Raw genomic sequence first — 15,908 nt, 5'->3', positions numbered from 1 at the left:
GACCGTTTTTTCCCTTTTGCCAACGGACCGCAGGGACACTATATTCCGGCCACGGCAGGATGTGCCTGCATATGTGGAGTGACATGGTACTGCGCAATCCCGGAGCAAAGGAAATCGCCGCGGCGCTCGACGAGCGCTCGGGCGAAATCTTCCGTCGCATCGTGGAGACCTATCTGACGAGCGGCGAGCCGCTTGGCTCGCGCAACCTGTCGCGGCTTTTGCCAATGGCGCTGTCGCCTGCCTCCGTGCGCAACGTGATGAGCGATCTCGAAGATCTCGGCCTCATCTATTCGCCGCATGTCAGCGCCGGTCGCCTGCCGACCCAGACGGGCCTGCGCTTCTTCGTCGACGCCTTCATGCAAGTCGGAAATCTATCGCCCGAAGATCGCGCCTCGATCGACCGCCATGTCCGGCGCGACGACCATACCCAGCCGGTCGATACGCTTTTGACCGAAGCGAGCCAGATGCTGTCGGGCATGTCGCGCGGCGCGGGTCTCGTCATCACCGCCAAGGCCGATCCGGTGCTGAAGCATGTCGAGTTCATCCGCCTGGCGCCGACCAAGGCGTTGGCCGTGCTCGTCGGCGAACATGACCAGGTGGAAAACCGCATCATCGAGCTCCCGGCCGGCGTCACCAGTTCGCAGCTCACGGAAGCGGCGAACTTCCTCAACGCCCATCTCGCCGGACAGACGATCGCCGAGGTGCGGGCGCAGCTCGAAAAGGTGAAATTGACGGTGCGCGGCGAGCTCGACGCGCTGTCGCAGGATCTTGTCGAGCGCGGTCTCGCCATCTGGTCGGGCAACGAGGGCGACGAGAAGCCGGCGCGCCTGATCGTGCGCGGCCGCGCCAACCTGCTCGAAGGCCTCGAGGGTGCCGAGGACATCGACCGGCTCAGAATGCTGTTCGACGATCTCGAAAAGAAGGACAGCATGATCGAGCTGCTCGATCTCGCCGAAAGCGGCCCTGGTGTGCGGATATTCATAGGCTCGGAAAACAAGCTGTTTTCGCTTTCCGGCTCGTCGTTGATCGTCGCGCCCTATCGCGATGGCGAGGACCGCATCGTCGGCGCCGTCGGCGTCATCGGGCCGACGCGGCTCAACTACTCGCGCATCGTTCCGATGGTCGATTATACCGCGCAGCTGATGTCGCGGCTTTCGCGCTAAGGGCGCTTTTCGTTGCTGCATGTCTCATTGATCGATCTCGATGAAGGACAAGGACATGCAGCAAATCAAAGTGCTACAGCGACCTTTGCGCGTCTGATAAGACGCGCGGCGCTGTAGGAGCGCGATTGAACCCTTGATTTTTCGGCCCCAAACCTCGATATCGGCTTCAAATCCAGTCCCTAAGCATTTTTGCTGAAACGCAGGCTCGCGCTTGCGGCGTGGAAATGCGAAGGACAATAGAGACGACACTGCGGAGAACGTCATGACCGACGATACGAACAAGCACGGACCCGAGGCCACCGACGAGGTATTCGACGCCGCACCGGACGCTGCCGAGGCAGCAGCCGTTGCCGAGCCCGATCCGTTGGAACTCGCCCGGGCCGAAAGCGCCGAGCTGCGCGACAAGTACCTTCGGCTTGCCGCCGAAATGGACAACCTGCGCCGTCGCACCGAACGCGACGTCAAGGATGCCAAGTCCTATTCCGTTGCTGGCTTTGCCCGCGACATGCTGGCGGTATCCGACAACCTGCGCCGCGCGCTCGATGCCATTCCGGCGGAAGCCAAGGAAGCCGGTGAGGCCGGTCTCAACACGCTGATCGAAGGCGTGGAGATGACCGAGCGCTCGATGCTCTCGGCGCTTGAGCGCCACGGCGTCAAGAAGCTGGAGCCGGAAGGCCAGAAGTTCGACCCGAACTTCCACCAGGCGATGTTCGAAATCCCGAATGCGGATGTGCCGAACAACACGGTGCTGCAGGTCGTCCAGGCCGGCTACACCATCGGCGACCGCGTCCTGCGCCCGGCCATGGTCGGCGTTTCCAAGGGCGGCCCCAAGGTCGTCGCTGGCGAAAACGGCGACGCGCCGACCGCCTGATCCTGCCGATCAGAATTCAACAAGAACGCCGCGCGAACTTCGCGCGGCGTTCTTGTTTGGGCTGAGCGTAGCGGTGTGCGTTCGTTCGCCGGCGCTATCCGAACAGTTGCTGCAGGTGATCGTTGAGGAAACGTCCCTCGGGATCGACCTTTGCCCTCAGTGCCCGGAAATCGCCCGCTCGGGGGTAGAGCGCCGTCACATCCTCGGCGCCGAGGAAATGCAGCTTGCCCCAGTGCGGCCGCGAACCGTACTGCCTGAGGATCGTGTCCACGTCCTTCAGATATTCCCAATAGTCGGTGCCCGGTTCGCCCGAGACCGAAAGCGTGATCGAATCCTGCTCGAAGAAGGGGCTGATCCAGCCCGTATCGCCGGCGGTGAAGCGATACTCGATCGGGTAGATGCAGGTCGGGTGCTTTTCCAGCATCAGCTTACGCACCGCCTTTACCGCTTCCTTGCCGTGGGCGACAGGCACCGCATATTCGAGCTCGTGGAAGTTCGGCACGTATTCGATCGGGTAGATCTCCGAGGAATAGGCGATCTTCTCGAACCCGCGCTCCATCGGCGCTTCCGCGGTGATGTCGATCACCTTCATCTCGCAGACGTCGGAGGTCCTGTCCGTGGTCGACACCGAGGCCGTGTCCGGCAGGCAGTAGCAGTGGCGGCTCTCCGGAACCGGGCACCAGAAGAAACCGAAATGGCGGTGCTTGGCGGCAAGATCGTCGTGCTGTTCGATCATTTCGTCGAAGGTGCAGCGCCAGAGCTTTTCATGGAGATTGTAGCTTTCCATCGCCTGTAATGTGATCTCCGAGATCACGCCGAGCATGCCGACCGAGACGCGCGCCGCCTCCAGCAGATCCGGCGTGGTCTCGTCGACCACGAGGATGCTGCCGTCGGGCTGCACCAGCCGCATGCCGACGATCTGCGAGGCCATGTTGCCGAGCCTGGCGCCGGTGCCATGTGTGCCGGTCGTCAGCGCGCCGGCTAGCGACTGGCTGTCGATATCGCCCTGGTTGATCAGCGACAGGCCGTTCTCCTTCAGCACCTTGCCGAGCTGGTTGATGGTGGTGCCGGCCTTGACCGCCACGCGCTTGCGGGTGCTGTCGATGTTGACGACGCCCTGCATGCTCGAGAGTGTCAGCTGTAGCCCGCTGGTAAGCGCCACTGGCGTGAAGGAATGTCCGGAACCGGCGCAGCGAACGTTCAGCCCTTGCGCGGTTGCATCGCGCACCATTTCGGCAAGTGCCGCCTCACTCTCCGGCGCGCCGCGATGGCGCACGATGCATGATTGGTTTCCGACCCAGTTGCGCCAGTGGCCACCTGCCTGAAGCATTTTCCCCTCCCTCAAACCGCGGTGAAGCAATTGTCGACGAACAGATGCGTGCCGTTGATGAAGCTCGCCTCGTCACTCGCCAGAAACAATGCCGCGTTCGCCACTTCCTTCGGATCGCACATGCGGCCCTGTTGCGCGGCGATCGCCGCTTCCGAAACGTCGACGCCGTATTTGCTGAGCCCGACGAGCTCGCGCTTGCCGTGGTCGGTGGCGATGAAGCCCGGGCAGACGGCGTTGCAGCGGATTCCGCGGTCGCGGAATTCCACGGCGATGGCGCGGGCGAACATGTGGCAGGCGCCCTTGGTGGTGTCATAGAGCACCTCCATCGGCGTTGCGGCCACGGCCGAAATCGACGAGGTGCAGACAATGCTGCCGCCGCCGGCCGCAAGCATGCCTGGCAGTACCGCTTTGGTCATCAGGAACATGCTGCGCACATTGACCGCCATCAGCCGGTCCCACTCGTCCTCCTCCGTTTCGAGGAAGGGACCGACGGCGAGGATGCCGGCGTGGTTGAAGAGCACGGTGATGGCGCCGAAGGCCGCTTCAACCGCCTTGACGGCGGACGTCACCTCGGCCGACACCGAGACGTCGGCCGGGGCAAAAATCGCCTCGCCGCCGTTGGCGCGGATCGAGGCGGCCACCTCTTCGCCTTTGCTGCGCGGCAGATCGACGATGCCGACCTTGGCGCCTTCGCGCGCGAACAGTTCGGATGCGGCAAGACCGCAGCCTCCCGCGCCACCGCTGATCAGCGCCACCTTGCCTGAAAGCCTGCCTGCCATCTTAATCCTCCCCTTGGCGCATCCTTCGCAGCGGTCGCCGATGACGACCCGCGACGGATCCGGTTTCTCACTCCCCTGGAATTATTGTTGACGAGTGAGGGGCTGTCGATATCCCATGGAGGATACGTAGGGTTGGGGGATGACAAGGGAATGCTCGCAAGCGAGTCCGCCGATATCTCGGCGATGATTGGCCTGATCGGCACGGAGGATTTCGGCCGAGCGCTCGATCGGATGCTCCGATCGGTCACCGGCTTCGATCTCTCGGTCGCGTTTGCCTATCCTTACGATGCAAGGCCGATCGTCCTGCATGACGGCTATACGGCCAAGGTGTCGGCAAGTGCGCTTTCCGCCTATCTCGGCGGCGCCTACCTGCTCGATCCCTTTTACGTCGCCTGTTGTGCCGGCCAGCCGGCAGGGCTCTGGCGAATGCGCGAGCTAGCGCCGGACCAGTTCTTCCTGTCCGACTTCTCGTCGTCGGCGGAAGTGCATCCCTGCGTGTCGATGGAATCCGGCGTTCTCGTCGAGGAGGTGGGCTTCGTCATCCCGCTCGATGGCGGCCTGCAGGCGACCTACTCGTTGATGCGCGGCCGCGGCGGCGAGCCTTTCAGCGAGACGGAGCTGGCCAGGCTGCGCGTCTACGAGCCGATCGTGCGCGAGGCCATCAGGTCGAACTGGCGCCAGCAGGGCCAGGCGATTGCGCCGTCGCCCTCCGAGGAGGGCGACGATGCGATGGAGGCGGCGTTCGAAAGCCTGTGTTCAGATCGGCTGACCAAGCAGCAGCGCAACATCGTGCGCCTCATCCTTAGGGGCCACAGCAACCTGTCGATCGGCAAGGTGATAAACATCGCCGAGGGCACGGTTCGCATCCACCGCAAGAACATCTATCGCCGGCTCGGCATTTCGAGCCAGGGTGCCCTGTTCCGGATTTTCATTGATCATTTGAACGGGCGTCAGCTCTACTGATGCAGGCTTCGGGCGACTGTGCGCATCCTGCAGGATGCGCCCCGTTGTTCAAGCTCAGGCCGCGTGCGAGGTCGCGTCGTCGTCGAGCAGCGTGTAGATCGCGCTGGCGGAATCGCTCGAGCGGATCTTGGCGACCATGTCCTGGTCGCGAAGCACGCGGGCGATGCGCGACAGGGCTTTGAGGTGGTCCGCGCCGGCGCCTTCCGGAGCGAGCAGCAGGAATACGAGATCGACCGGCTGGTCGTCGAGCGCCTCGAAATCGACGGGCGTGTCGAGACGCGCGAAAATGCCGATGATCGAGGGGAGATTGTTGAGCTTGCCGTGCGGAATGGCGATGCCGTTGCCGACGCCGGTGGAACCAAGGCGCTCGCGCTGCAGGATCACGTCGAAGATTTCACGCTCGGGAACCCCGGTGATCTTAGAAGCTTTTGCCGCCAATTCCTGAAGGAGCTGTTTTTTCGAGTTGGCCCTCATGGCCGGGATGATCGCATTTTGATGCAGTAGACCTGCCAATGCCATTCTTTTGTCCTCGTTCGCCGGTTAGAGCCGGACAACATCATCACAAATGCGTCGCAATGGCTCTAACCATCTTTGTCATGGCGGATCCCATGCACAGAAAAGTCACATTTCCGGCCTGGCCGCTGAGTTGCGGGAGAGGGACGCCGGCACGCCGGCATCCCTCTTTTTTCGCTCATGCTTTGATATTGGCAGCATCGATCCAGCCAATATTTCCATCGTTGCGCCTGTAGACGATATTCAGTTCGGCCTTGCCGGGAGTGCGGAACATCAGGACGGGTTCGTCCGTCATGTCGAGCGCCATCACGGCGCTTGCGACAGACATCGTCCTTAATTGTTTCGAGCTCTCAGCCACGATGGTCGGCGCATAATCCTCGGGAACTTCGTCGTCCTCGAACGGCACCGAATCCATCACTGTGTAAGCCACCTCGGCAGCGTTCTGTCCGTTGCCGTTGTGGTGATCCTTCAGCTTGCGCTTGTAGCGACGCAGACGCTTTTCGATGCGATCCGACGCCGCGTCAAACGCAGCCTGTGGATCGTTCGCCTGGCCGTTCGCCTGCATTACCACGCCCGTATCGAGATGAAGCTTGCAGTCGGCGCTGAAGCGCGGCCCGGATTTTTCCACAGTGACCTGGCTTGAATATCCTCCGTCGAAATATTTGGTAACGGCCTGCTCGATCTGCTCGCCAATGCGGGCGCGGAACGAATCGCCGATTTCCATCTGTTTACCGGATACACGCACACTCATGGAGTTTCCTCTCTCGTTCGTGATTTGCGCAGCCAGTCTATTCCAAGCGGTCCCGTCATCCAAGCCTTTCAGACTTGCGAGCGCGCCTCTGTCGCAGCCACCGGTCGCACCGGAGGCCTCCGGGGTGAGCAGTCCCCGGCAATTGCGGCGGGCTCATATCGTCTGTGTCGGAGAGAGTCAATCGAAGGTCGCAAAAAAGTTAATGCGCCTTAACTTCCGGTGCTCAGAAACCGGCGGCCTTGGCGAGCGCGCGCTTCTCCCGCCGGCGCTGCACGGAGGAGGGGATGTTCATCGCTTCCCGGTATTTGGCGACCGTGCGCCGCGCGATATCGATGCCGGCCTTCTTGAGGACGTCGACGATGTCGTCGTCAGAAAGCACCGCCTCGGTGCTCTCCTCGTGGATCAGCGTGCGGATCTTGTGGCGCACGGATTCCGCCGAATGGCTGTCGCCACCCTCGGCCGAGCCGATCGAGACGGTGAAGAAATACTTGAGCTCAAACAGCCCGCGCGGCGTCAGCATGTACTTGTTCGAGGTGACGCGGCTGACGGTCGATTCATGCATCTTGATGGCGTCGGCGACGGTCTTGAGGTTCAGCGGCCTGAGGTGCCCGATGCCGTTGACGAGGAATGCGTCCTGCTGGCGCACGATCTCGGTGGCGACCTTCATGATCGTGCGGGCGCGCTGGTCGAGGCTGCGCGTCAGCCAGTTGGCATTTTGCAGGCATTCGTTGAGGAAGGCCTGGTCGGCGCTGTTTTTCTGCGTGCCGCGTGACACCGAAGCGAAGTAGTCCTGATTGACCAGAACGCGCGGCAGCGCATCCGGATTGAGTTCGACCATCCATGAGCCGTCGGGCGCTGCCCGCACGACGATATCGGGCACGATCGCCTCGCTGACGCTGGTCTCGAAGCTGGTGCCGGGCTTCGGGTCGAGCTTGCGGATTTCCGCCAGCATGTCGATCAGGTCTTCCTCGTCGACGCCGCAGATCTTCTTCAGCGTCGCGAAATCACGCCGCGCCAGGAGTTCGAGATTGGCAAGCAGCGCCTCCATTGCCGGATCGAGCCGGTCGCGGGCGCGCAGCTGGATGGCGAGACACTCGCCGAGCGAGCGGGCAAATACACCGGGCGGATCGAACTGCTGCAGCGTCAGCAGCACCCTGAGGACATCGGCATGGGCGGCACCCAGCCGTTCGCCAACCTCGCCGAGGTCCGCCTGCAGGTAGCCGGCGTCGTCGAGTTGGTCGATGAGATGCTGCGCGATCAGTCGATCGGAAGGAGCCGGCAGCGCGAAGGGCAATTGCTCCAGGAGCGTTTCGCGCAGGCTCTTGCGGCCGGCGACGAAATCGTCGAGGTCGTAATCTTCGCCCTCGCCGCTGCCGGGCATCGATTTCCACTGGCCAAGCAGTTCCGGCGCATCGGCGCGTTGCGGCGTGGTGTCGTCCTGGAAGACATTGGCGAAATTGGCATCGAGCTGGTCGTCGAGCCGCTCGCCGCTTTGCGATGTGGCGCTGTCATAGAGATCCGCCTGGCCGCCGCCGTCGTCGCTTCCGCCTCTCTCGTCTCCGCCGGCCATCTCGCCCTGCTCCGGGGCGACCTGATCGTCATTTGCCTGAAATTCGAGCAGCGGGTTCTTTTCGACTTCCTGGGCGATGAACTGGTTGAGCTCAAGATGCGTCATCTGCAGCAGCTGGATCGACTGCATGAGCTGTGGCGTCATCACCAGGGACTGGGACTGGCGCAGATGAAGGCTGGCGGACAGGGCCATGCTGACGCGAAACTCCCGAGAAATCTCCAGGGGCCGCGGTGCTTCTCCGGTCGCCGGTCGGGCCCTTTTCTTAATTGGCCCAAAAATTGCTTATCGAAAAGGTTTGGTCAAGCGCGTTCGCGGGCGGAATCGCCCGCGAGGCGGTTTCAGAGGCTGAAATTGTCGCCGAGATAGAGCCGACGCACGTCAGGATTGGTGACAATGTCGTTGGCGCGACCATGCGTCAGCACTTCGCCAGCATGGATAATGTAGGCGCGATCGATGAGGCCGAGCGTCTCGCGGACATTGTGGTCGGTGATCAGCACGCCGATGCCGCGCGAGGTCAGGTGCCGGACAAGCGCCTGGATGTCGGCGACCGAGATCGGGTCGACGCCGGCAAAGGGCTCGTCGAGCAGCATGAAGGTCGGGTCGGTCGCAAGCGCACGGGCGATTTCCAGACGGCGGCGTTCGCCACCGGAAAGCGCGATCGCCGGCGACTTGCGCAGATGCGTGATGTTGAACTCGCCGAGCAGGTCGTTGAGCTTGCTTTCGCGCCGCTCCAGGTTCTTGTCGTGAACCTCGAGCACGGCGCGGATGTTCTCCTCGACCGTCAGCCCGCGGAAGATTGACGCTTCCTGCGGCAGGTAGCCGACGCCGAGGCGTGCACGCCGGTACATCGGCATGGTTGTCACGTCATTGCCGTTGATCTCGATCGAGCCCTCGTCGACGGGGACGAGGCCGGTGATCATGTAGAAGCAGGTGGTCTTGCCGGCGCCGTTCGGCCCGAGCAGGCCCACGGCCTCGCCGCGCCGCACCACCAGCGACACGCCGTTGACGACCCGACGCTCGCGATAGGCCTTGGTCAGTCCGCGGGCAATCAGGGTGCCGTCATAGCGCGCCTTGTCGACCGCATGGCCGGAAGCGACCGCAGTGGTCGCCGACGGCTTGCGGACCCGTTTGCGCTTGTGGAGGAAGGGAAGTTGCACGAGCGGTCTACGTCAGTTCGTCTTGCGGGACTTCGGGTCGAGCTGGATCTGCACGCGGCCGCCGCAGGCTTCGAGCTGGGCCTCACCGGTTTCCATCTGGACGTTAAGCTGGCAGCCGACGAAGACGTTCTTGCCTTCGGAGAGAACGACCTTGTCGCCCTTGAGAACGAAGACCTGCTTGGTCATGTCGAACGAGCCGGTATCGGCCGTCGCCTGCTGCGTGCCGGAGCTCAGGAACACCTTTTCGCTGACCTCAATACGGTCGATGTCGGCGTCGCCGCTCGAAACCGAGCCGCCGCCGGACTTGTAGAAGACGACCATATTGCCGGCCTGCAGCGTCGTCGTGCCCTGCACGACCTTGACGTTGCCGGTAAAAATCGCCTTGCTTTCCGGGTCCTTGATTTCGAGCTTGTCGCTCTCGATCTGGATCGGCTTGTCGTTGGACAGCTCAAGGCCCTTCATCTTGCTCGACGTGGCCTGCGCAAAAGCGCCGGAGGCAATAATCAAAGCGCCCGCTCCGGCAATGGCCAGACTGGCGGAAATCTTGAAAAATGATGCGGTTGTGACCGACATGGAGTGCACCGGGTCCTATTTCGCGTTTTTGCGGATGGCGGCGGGCTCGACGTTCACCCTCACCATACCCTCGAAAATTACAATACGTCCCTTATCCGTCATTCGCAGCGTCTGCGCAATGATCGAACCACCCTTCATGCTGATCGCAACGGGCTGCTTCGTTTCCATCTCGCCGGCATTGATGTCCAGATAGGCCGACTGGAAGTCGGCGTTGATGCCATTATTGACGGAAATGGTGAACGGGGCGTTCATGTCGAGCGTATTGGCGCCGCGATCATAGATGCCGTTGGTGGCGTCGACGGTCGCTATCATCGAATCCTTCATCGGCATTTCTGCGTGGATCGTCTGCAGCGTAATGATGTCGGGGTTGGCGATATCCTGAAGCGCCCGCTGGGCCTTCATCGAGTAGCTGATGCCCTGCTTGTTGCGACCGGAGATCGCCGGATTCTTCATGACGATCTTGCCGTCCTCGATCGTCGCGGTCTCGATCTGCAGGTCGACGGGCATGAAAGCGCGCACGAAGGACACGGCGGCAAAAATGACGGCGATGACGCCGGCGATGATCGGCAGGATGATCTTCAGGCGGCGCACGCGCGCGGAATGCCGTGCGGCGAGCGCATAGGCGTCGGCGGAGCTCGCACCCGTATCGGCAAAGATGCCCGGGGCTGGCGCGTGGTTCAACATGGAAGGGCCTGTCGGTTCTACTGCTTTTGTCGCTGACCCAACGTGGGGGTCATTTACATACATTGGTGTAAGTCGTCGCAAATATGGATATTTTTTGCTGACGCACAATGGCGCCGCAAAAAAACTCGGGTGAAGCGCAAAAACGCCAGCCGCGGCTTTCAACCGTGGTCAAGCGCGTCTATGGAATATGCCTCTTCGCGCGCAGATAGCACGTTCCCGCGGAAACTGACAGAAGCAGCGCCAACAAATCGGGAGAAACCCACATGGACGAACTCGCCATCGCCGATCGCCGCAGCCTGCGCCGGAAGTTGAGCTTCTGGCGCTTTGTGGTCGCGGGCCTGCTTCTCCTCGTCGCGCTCGCGATCTTTGCCTGGTCCGGGGCTGCCGACGACGTCGGCCACAACAGGCAGCATGTGGCGCGCGTTGCCATCACCGGCCTGATCCAGGATGACCGCGAACTGCTCGAGCGCCTGCAGAAGATTGCCGACAACGATAGCGTCAAGGCGCTGGTCGTGACCATTTCATCGCCGGGCGGCACCACCTATGGCGGCGAGGTTATCTATAAGGCGATCCGCAAGGTGGCGGCCAAGAAGCCGGTCGTTTCCGACGTGCGCACGCTTGCCGCCTCGGCGGGCTACATGATCGCGCTCGGCGGCGATACGATCGTTGCCGGTGAGAGTTCGATCACCGGCTCCATCGGCGTCATCTTCCAGTATCCGCAGGTCAAGGAGTTGATGGACAAGCTCGGCGTCTCCCTGGAATCGATCAAGTCGCGGCCGCTGAAGGCGGAACCTTCGCCCTTCCATCCGGCGAGCGACGAGGCGAAGGCCATGATCCAGTCGATGATTGACGACAGCTACGCCTGGTTCGTCGACCTGGTTGCCGACCGCCGCAAGTTGCCGCGTCCGGATGCGTTGCTGCTCGCCGACGGACGCATTTTCACCGGCCGCCAGGCGCTAAAGGCCAAGCTCGTCGACAAGCTCGGCGGCGAGGACGAAATTCGCGCCTTCCTCACGGAGAAAAAGGTGTCGAAGGACCTGCCGATCGTCGATTGGGAAGCCCCCCGCAAGACCCTGCCTTTTGGCCTCGGCGCGCTGGTCGGCAACTGGATCAAGATGTTGGGATATGACGCTTTTCCGGCAATGAGCGGGCTCGAAAAAATTGCAGGCGACAAGTTGTTTCTTGACGGTCTTGTTTCGGTTTGGCAGGTTGATGGCCAATGAGCAAGGCGACATATACCCAGCCTGAGCCGTCGAGCGATGTCGGTGATTTTGCAAATGCCGCGCACCGCCTTGCGGAAATCACAATGCAGACCGAAAAAGCAAAACAAACAAGAATTTGAGGGGGCGACAGTGATCAAGTCAGAACTGGTGCAGATTGTTGCGGCTCGCAATCCGCATCTCTACCACCGCGACGTCGAAAATATCGTCAACGCGGTCCTCGATGAGATCACCGACGCGCTCGCTGCAGGCAACCGGGTCGAACTGCGTGGCTTCGGCGCCTTCTCGGTCAAGAACCGGCCGTCGCGGTCGGGGCGCAACCCGCGCACCGGCGATTCCGTTTTTGTCGAGGAAAAATGGGTACCGTTTTTCAAGACCGGCAAGGAACTGCGCGAGCGGCTCAACCCGGGCATGAACGGCGAAGACGAGGATTGATCATCCTTGGCGGTCGCCAGAGACCCCTAACGACCCCTTTTATACGAGGCCCGTTGCCGGCAAGCGTCCGGCAAAGCGCACGGGCGTCGGCGAGATGGAGCGATTGAATGTTCAAGAAACTGATCAACATCGTTGTTCTCGTGCCGGTCGCTATCATCCTGATTGTGCTGAGCGTGGCCAACCGCCAGAGCGTAACGCTGGCGCTGAACCCCTTCCGGCCGGAAGACAGCGTGCTTTCCGTGAGCGCGCCGTTCTTCGTCTTCCTGTTCCTTGCGGTCATCGTCGGCGTCATCCTCGGTGCCGCCGCGACCTGGTTCAGCCAGGGCAAGTACCGGCGGCGCGCGCGCAACGAGGCGAACGAAGCAGTGAAGTGGCACCGCGAGGCGGAGAAACACCGCAGCCAGGCGGAAAAGCTCGCAACCCAGGCGACGCTCGCAGCGCCGCAGAACTGATTAGAAGTTCACAAGCCTGCGAAGACCGAGACGGGCGCCCGTTCGGTCCGCGTCGCCTCTTTAGCTCGCAGCTTCCGCCGTACCGCCGACGGCGGCGCTAAAATCGGCGAAGAATTGCTGCGCCAGTTTCTTGGCGGTTGAGTCGATCAGGCGCGAGCCGAGTTGCGCGAGCTTGCCGCCGATCTCCGCCTTGACGTCGTAACGCAGCACCGTTTCGTCCCCGTCCGCTGTTAAGGCGACGTCGGCGCCGCCCTTGGCAAAGCCGGCGATGCCGCCCTTTCCTTCGCCCGAGATCGTATAGCTCTGCGGCGGATTGAGATTGGAGAGCACGACATTGCCGGTGAAGGAGGCCGAGACCGGGCCGATCTTGATCTTCACCACGGCCGCAAGCTCGGTTGGCGACGTCATCTCCAGCGACTGGCACCCGGGAATGCATCGCTTGAGGATTTCCGGGTCGTTGAGGCCGCGCCACACCGCGTCGCGCCCAGCCGCAATCCGCTCTTCGCCGGTCATGTCCATGCGTTTTCCTCCCCCATGCGGCGCCGCGCGCCCGATATCGACGCGCAAATGTCGCTTCGACACACTAGACCTGCCGCGGAATTTTGTCGCGAAGCCGGTTCCAGCCCAAGAAAATTCGCAGCGGGTTCTTGCGCGTTATCTTCGCAAAACGGAAACGGCTTTGCCAAGAGCATCAGCGATGCTATTTGCAGCTTCAAGAGATGCCGCGGCTTCAGGCTGCGGCGACAAACCTCATGGCGTCCGCCGGCCCGTCCCGGATACTGCGCAGGCAGGCGGCCCATGCACTAACAAAGCCCAGGGATTTCAGCGTGAAGGAAAAGGACCGGCGGTCGAAGAATGCCTCCGTGACGACGGCCAAGGGCCGCGGTGCCGAAGCGCGTGGCGGTGGCCGCCACGATCAGAAGCGTCCGGCACCGCCGAAGGGCGGCGGCTTCAAGGAACGGCCGGCGCGACCGGCGGCAGCACAGACGGCGGAGACGCGCGAGAAGCCAGCAAAGTATGCGCCTGCACAGGAAACGCCGGCGCGGGTGATCGCGCGGCGAACGGGCGAAAAGCCGGCCGAGCGCATACCGCTCATTCTCGAAACGTCGGACGCATCCGGCTATCACCTGATCGATAGCGGCGCCGGCGAAAAACTTGAGCAATACGGTCCCTACCGCATCGTGCGCCCCGAGGCGCAGGCGCTCTGGCCGCGCAGCCTGCCCGATAGCGTCTGGGAAAAAGCCGACGCGATCTTCACCGGCGACACCGACGAAGACGGCATGGGGCGCTGGCGCTTTCCTGGCGCCGTGCTCGGCGAGACCTGGCCGATGCAGCTTCTCGGCACCGATTTCCACGGACGCTTCACCTCGTTCCGCCATGTCGGTGTCTTCCCGGAACAGCTCGCGCACTGGAGCTGGGTGAAGGATCAGGTGGAAAGGGCAGGGCGGCCGCTGAAGGTACTGAACCTCTTCGGCTACACCGGCGTCGCCTCGCTGATCGCCGCCAGGGCCGGAGCCGAGGTCACCCATGTCGACGCCTCCAAGAAGGCAATCGGCTGGGCGCGCGAAAACCAGCAGCTGGCGCGGGCCGAAAACCTGCCGATCCGCTGGATCTGCGACGATGCGATGAAGTTCATCCAACGCGAGGAACGCCGCGGCAGCCGCTACGACATCATCCTGACCGACCCGCCGAAGTTCGGCCGCGGGCCGAACGGCGAGGTCTGGCAGCTTTTCGACCATCTGGCGGCGATGCTCGACATCTGCCGCGAGATCCTGTCGCCGGAGGCACGCGGCCTGGTGCTGACGGCCTATTCGATCCGGGCGAGCTTCTACTCGATCCATGAACTGATGCGCGAGACGATGCGCGGCCACGGCGGCCGGGTGGAGTCGGGCGAGCTCATCATCCGCGAGGGCGGGCTTGACGGCCGCGAGCCGGGCAGGGCGCTTTCGACCTCACTCTTCAGCCGCTGGGTACCGCAATGACGAACGACAGAAGCGAACACGGCACCGGTCGTGTCGGTCAGGTGAAGGAGGTCACGAGCCTCACCAACCCGATCATCAAGGACATCCGCGCGCTGACGCAGAAGAAGCACCGCGACGAGACGCGCTCCTTCATGGCCGAGGGCCTGAAGCTGGTGATCGACGCGCTCGACCTTGGCTGGAAGATCAAGACGCTGATCTATGCCAAGGCGGCCAAGGGCAAGCCGCACGTGGAGCAGGTGGCGGCAAAGACCTTCGCCAAGGGCGGCCTGGTGCTGGAGGTCAGCGAGAAAGTGCTGTCGACGATCACCCGGCGCGACAATCCGCAGATGGTCGTCGGCATCTTCGAGCAGCGTTACCAGTCGCTGAAGGACCTGAAGCCGCAACTGGGCGAAACCTATGTGGCGCTCGACCGCGTCCGCGATCCCGGCAACCTCGGCACCGTCATCCGCACCGCCGATGCCGCCGGCGCTTCCGGCGTCATTCTCGTCGGCGAGACCACCGATCCGTTTTCGCTCGAAACCGTGCGTGCGACCATGGGCTCGGTCTTTGCCATGCCGGTGGCGCGCGCCAGCGTCGAGGACTTCATCCGCTGGCAGAAATCCGCCGGCGTGAAGGTCGTCGCGACCCATCTCGCCGGCGCTGTCGACTATCGCACCATTGACTACAAGACCAAGCCGGTCGTGCTTCTGATGGGCAACGAGCAGTCGGGTCTGCCGGAGGAACTCGCTCGAGAAGCCGGTGCGCTTGCCCGCATCCCGCAGGCCGGCCGCGCCGACTCGCTCAATCTGGCGATTGCCACCGGCATCATGCTGTTCGAGGCGCGTCGCCACCTTCTGACCCTGGATGCCCGCGCATGAGCGAGAAGCAGGTGCTGTTTTCGCGGCCGCTGCCGATCGCGGTCTTCATCGTCTTCGCGCTCATCGCCGACCAAGTGATCAAGTATCTGGTCGAGCTTTACCTGCCCTTCAATCAGGCGGTCCATGTCGTGCCGATGCTGGCGCTCTACCGCACCTACAACTACGGCGTCGCCTTCTCGATGCTGTCAGGCATGGAGGGCTGGTTCATCGTCGGCATGCGGCTCACCGTCTGCGCCTTTGTGCTCTGGCTGTGGAAGCGCACGCCGAAGGATCGGTTCTTCGCCCATTTCGGCTATGCGCTGATCATCGCCGGCGCGCTCGGAAACCTCGTCGACCGGCTGCTCTTCGGCTACGTCATCGACTACATCCTGTTCTATACGGAGACGTGGTCTTTCGCCGTCTTCAATCTGGCCGATACCTTCATCACCATCGGCGCCGGCGCGATCATTCTTGACGAACTACTGCACGCGAAAAAAGCGGATCGCTAAGATTTTATCGAAGCCTTGAAGCCATTCGGAACGCCTGTCGTGTTAGCCGGAACGCATGAGCGAACCGTCACGACTGCTAGAGCGGATCGAAACCGGCTTCGGGAGAGACGCCCGGGCGGG

General features: G+C 62.5%; 18 protein-coding genes. 9 read left to right on the top strand and 9 right to left on the bottom strand.

Going from position 1 to position 15,908, the window contains the following annotated elements; all coding sequences use genetic code 11:
- Positions 1-83: 83 nt before the first annotated feature.
- Positions 84-1,163 carry a heat-inducible transcriptional repressor HrcA gene (gene hrcA, locus IB272_RS03855; RefSeq protein WP_034797467.1) on the top strand — a complete coding sequence of 360 codons (1,080 nt, stop codon included), beginning with the start codon at positions 84-86 and terminating at the stop codon, positions 1,161-1,163.
- Between the two features lie 262 nt (positions 1,164-1,425).
- Complete coding sequence (gene grpE, locus IB272_RS03850; protein WP_034797465.1) at positions 1,426-2,034, top strand: nucleotide exchange factor GrpE; 609 nt, start codon at positions 1,426-1,428, stop codon at positions 2,032-2,034.
- Between the two features lie 94 nt (positions 2,035-2,128).
- On the opposite strand, the gene IB272_RS03845 is transcribed toward grpE, so the two are convergent.
- Positions 2,129-3,364 (bottom strand): D-arabinono-1,4-lactone oxidase, encoded by a 1,236-nt coding sequence (locus IB272_RS03845; protein ID WP_192444216.1) that lies wholly within the window; start codon positions 3,362-3,364, stop codon positions 2,129-2,131.
- An 11-nt stretch (positions 3,365-3,375) separates the two neighbouring features.
- Entirely contained in the window at positions 3,376-4,143 is a 768-nt protein-coding gene (locus tag IB272_RS03840) for an SDR family NAD(P)-dependent oxidoreductase (protein WP_060519753.1), read from the bottom strand.
- Between the two features lie 150 nt (positions 4,144-4,293).
- On the opposite strand from IB272_RS03840, the gene IB272_RS03835 reads away from it, so the two are divergent.
- On the top strand, positions 4,294-5,106 hold the full coding sequence (locus IB272_RS03835) for a helix-turn-helix transcriptional regulator (RefSeq protein WP_060580656.1): 813 nt from the start codon (positions 4,294-4,296) through the stop codon (positions 5,104-5,106).
- Positions 5,107-5,160: 54 nt separating this feature from the next.
- Here the strand turns inward: IB272_RS03835 and ptsN are convergent, their stop codons facing one another.
- The 6 genes from ptsN to lptC form a co-directional block, all read right to left on the bottom strand.
- Entirely contained in the window at positions 5,161-5,625 is a 465-nt protein-coding gene (gene ptsN / locus IB272_RS03830; RefSeq protein WP_034797457.1) for a PTS IIA-like nitrogen regulatory protein PtsN, read from the bottom strand.
- Positions 5,626-5,797: 172 nt separating this feature from the next.
- The gene (gene raiA, locus IB272_RS03825; RefSeq protein WP_034797455.1) at positions 5,798-6,370 is read right to left on the bottom strand and encodes a ribosome-associated translation inhibitor RaiA; all 573 of its coding nucleotides are present in this window, start codon (positions 6,368-6,370) and stop codon (positions 5,798-5,800) included.
- 223 nt (positions 6,371-6,593) lie between these two features.
- Positions 6,594-8,132, bottom strand: coding sequence for an RNA polymerase factor sigma-54 (gene rpoN / locus IB272_RS03820; RefSeq protein ID WP_060580657.1), 1,539 nt, complete (start codon positions 8,130-8,132; stop codon positions 6,594-6,596).
- 146 nt (positions 8,133-8,278) lie between these two features.
- Positions 8,279-9,097 carry an LPS export ABC transporter ATP-binding protein gene (gene lptB / locus IB272_RS03815; RefSeq protein WP_034797451.1) on the bottom strand — a complete coding sequence of 273 codons (819 nt, stop codon included), beginning with the start codon at positions 9,095-9,097 and terminating at the stop codon, positions 8,279-8,281.
- 12 nt (positions 9,098-9,109) lie between these two features.
- Positions 9,110-9,670: an LptA/OstA family protein gene (locus tag IB272_RS03810; protein WP_034797449.1), complete on the bottom strand. Its 561-nt coding sequence runs from the start codon at positions 9,668-9,670 to the stop codon at positions 9,110-9,112.
- 15 nt (positions 9,671-9,685) lie between these two features.
- A complete protein-coding gene (gene lptC, locus IB272_RS03805) occupies positions 9,686-10,354 on the bottom strand; it encodes an LPS export ABC transporter periplasmic protein LptC (protein WP_034797447.1) in 669 nt (222 codons plus the stop codon).
- Between the two features lie 263 nt (positions 10,355-10,617).
- Here lptC and sppA point away from each other — a divergent pair, with 263 nt between their 5' ends.
- The 3 genes from sppA (at position 10,618) to IB272_RS03790 (ending at position 12,461) form a co-directional block, all read left to right on the top strand.
- On the top strand, positions 10,618-11,577 hold the full coding sequence (sppA, locus tag IB272_RS03800; protein ID WP_034797445.1) for a signal peptide peptidase SppA: 960 nt from the start codon (positions 10,618-10,620) through the stop codon (positions 11,575-11,577).
- A gap of 54 nt (positions 11,578-11,631) precedes the next feature.
- Positions 11,632-12,009 carry an integration host factor subunit beta gene (locus tag IB272_RS03795; RefSeq protein WP_226020731.1) on the top strand — a complete coding sequence of 126 codons (378 nt, stop codon included), beginning with the start codon at positions 11,632-11,634 and terminating at the stop codon, positions 12,007-12,009.
- A gap of 107 nt (positions 12,010-12,116) precedes the next feature.
- Positions 12,117-12,461 (top strand): lipopolysaccharide assembly protein LapA domain-containing protein, encoded by a 345-nt coding sequence (locus IB272_RS03790; protein WP_034797442.1) that lies wholly within the window; start codon positions 12,117-12,119, stop codon positions 12,459-12,461.
- 60 nt (positions 12,462-12,521) lie between these two features.
- Here IB272_RS03790 and IB272_RS03785 read toward each other — a convergent pair whose 3' ends face one another.
- Positions 12,522-12,980, bottom strand: a complete 459-nt coding sequence (locus IB272_RS03785) for a carbon monoxide dehydrogenase subunit G (protein ID WP_060580658.1) — start codon at positions 12,978-12,980, stop codon at positions 12,522-12,524.
- Between the two features lie 308 nt (positions 12,981-13,288).
- Between IB272_RS03785 and IB272_RS03780 the strand changes: the two genes are divergently transcribed.
- The 3 genes from IB272_RS03780 to lspA are packed head-to-tail and all read left to right on the top strand — an operon-like array spanning position 13,289 to position 15,788.
- Entirely contained in the window at positions 13,289-14,443 is a 1,155-nt protein-coding gene (locus tag IB272_RS03780; protein ID WP_060580692.1) for a class I SAM-dependent rRNA methyltransferase, read from the top strand.
- A complete protein-coding gene (locus IB272_RS03775) occupies positions 14,440-15,300 on the top strand; it encodes an RNA methyltransferase (RefSeq protein WP_043615629.1) in 861 nt (286 codons plus the stop codon). Before IB272_RS03780 ends, IB272_RS03775 begins: the two co-directional genes overlap by 4 nt.
- Positions 15,297-15,788: a signal peptidase II gene (lspA, locus tag IB272_RS03770; protein WP_060519760.1), complete on the top strand. Its 492-nt coding sequence runs from the start codon at positions 15,297-15,299 to the stop codon at positions 15,786-15,788. Before IB272_RS03775 ends, lspA begins: the two co-directional genes overlap by 4 nt.
- The last annotated feature ends 120 nt before the right edge of the window (positions 15,789-15,908 follow it).

The sequence above is a fragment of the Ensifer sp. ENS08 genome (genome assembly GCF_014852195.1).
In the GTDB taxonomy this organism is placed as follows: domain Bacteria; phylum Pseudomonadota; class Alphaproteobacteria; order Rhizobiales; family Rhizobiaceae; genus Ensifer; species Ensifer adhaerens.
The sequence above is the reverse complement of the archived record's forward strand: the minus strand, read 5'-3'. Positions and strand labels throughout refer to the sequence as shown.